The 1,319-nt window shown below is 69.6% G+C and carries 1 protein-coding gene and 2 pseudogenes; all 3 read right to left on the reverse strand.

Going from position 1 to position 1,319, the window contains the following annotated elements; all coding sequences use genetic code 11:
• A pseudogene (locus G3O06_RS48280) lies at positions 1-253 on the reverse strand (MotA/TolQ/ExbB proton channel family protein); the annotation flags it as partial.
• Between the two features lie 18 nt (positions 254-271).
• Positions 272-1,069 (reverse strand): 4-hydroxy-tetrahydrodipicolinate reductase, encoded by a 798-nt coding sequence (gene dapB / locus G3O06_RS48285; protein ID WP_205820462.1) that lies wholly within the window; start codon positions 1,067-1,069, stop codon positions 272-274.
• A gap of 62 nt (positions 1,070-1,131) precedes the next feature.
• Positions 1,132-1,319, reverse strand: a pseudogene (locus G3O06_RS48290) (outer membrane protein assembly factor BamE); the annotation flags it as partial.

A 1,319-nucleotide genomic window follows, 5' to 3' on the forward strand; every position in this document is an offset into this window, starting at 1 on the left:
CTTCGGCGAGCGGCACGAACACGCGCTCGCGATCGGCGCCGGCGAGCGCGGCAATGCCCGCGTCGAGCGAAGGCGCGCGCCAGAACGCGGCGAGCGCGCGCGGCCCCTGCCGCTTCGCGCGGACCAGCAGCCAGGCCTTCATGAGGAGGAAGCACCAGCTGGCGACGGACATCGCCAGCAGCACATAGGCAACGGCATGCGTGATCGCATCGCCGCTTTCGAGGTAGTGGACAACGCCGGTGGGTATCGCCATCGGAGTTTCCCCGTGGTGTCAGCGCAGGTCGAGCACGTCCTGCATGTCGAACAGGCCGGCGCCGCGCGCCGACAGGAAGCGGACCGCGCGCAGCGCGCCCTGCGCGTACGACACGCGGCTCGACGACTTGTGCGTGATCTCGATGCGCTCGCCGATCCCCGCGAACAGCACGGTGTGATCGCCGACGATGTCGCCGCCGCGCACCGCGGCAAAGCCGATCGACGACGGATCGCGTTCGCCCGTCACGCCATGGCGGCCGTACACCGCGCACTCGTCGAGCGTGCGCCCGAGCGCGCCGGCGACGGCTTCGCCCATCATCAGCGCGGTGCCCGACGGCGCATCGACCTTGTGGCGATGATGCGCCTCGATGATCTCGATGTCGTAGCCGTGCGAGAAATGCTTCGCCGCGAATTCGAGCAGCTTCAGCGTGACGTTCACGCCGACGCTCATGTTCGCCGCGAACACGATGCCGATCTTGCCCGCCGCGGCCTGCAGTTCGGCCTTCTGCTCGGTGGTGAAGCCGGTCGTGCCGATCACGAGCTTCACGTCGTGGCGCAGCGCGGCCTCGATATGGGCCATCGTGCCTTCCGGGCGCGTGAAATCGATCAGGTAGTCGGCCTGCGCGAACACGGCGTCGAGGTCGGCGGTCAGCTTGACCCCGGTTTCCTTGCCGAGGAACGCGCCGGCGTCCTGGCCGAGGAACGGCGAATCGGCGCGGTCGAGCGCGCCGACGAGCTGCGCGTCGGAATCGTTGAGAACGGCTTCGATCAGCATCCGGCCCATACGGCCCGATGCGCCGGCAATCGCAATCTTCATGGCTTTCTACACGACAGGTCTAAAGGCGGGCGGCGCATGCCGCCCTGTTTCCGCACGCGGACTTACTGGGCCGGCGCGGTGATCGGCTGGTTCTGCAGCGTGTCCGAGCCTTTCGGGCCGACCGGCGGCGCAGCCTCGTTCGACGCATTCGGCGGCGGCGGACGATGGAACTGGAACTGCGGCTGGATCGCGGGCGCAGCGCCCGGCGGCTGGCCGCCCGGCACCGGTGCGCCGGCCGCTGCCTGCGCGG

Origin of the sequence: Burkholderia sp. Ac-20345 (assembly GCF_017104825.1) — a bacterium.
Taxonomy (GTDB): domain Bacteria; phylum Pseudomonadota; class Gammaproteobacteria; order Burkholderiales; family Burkholderiaceae; genus Burkholderia; species Burkholderia lata_B.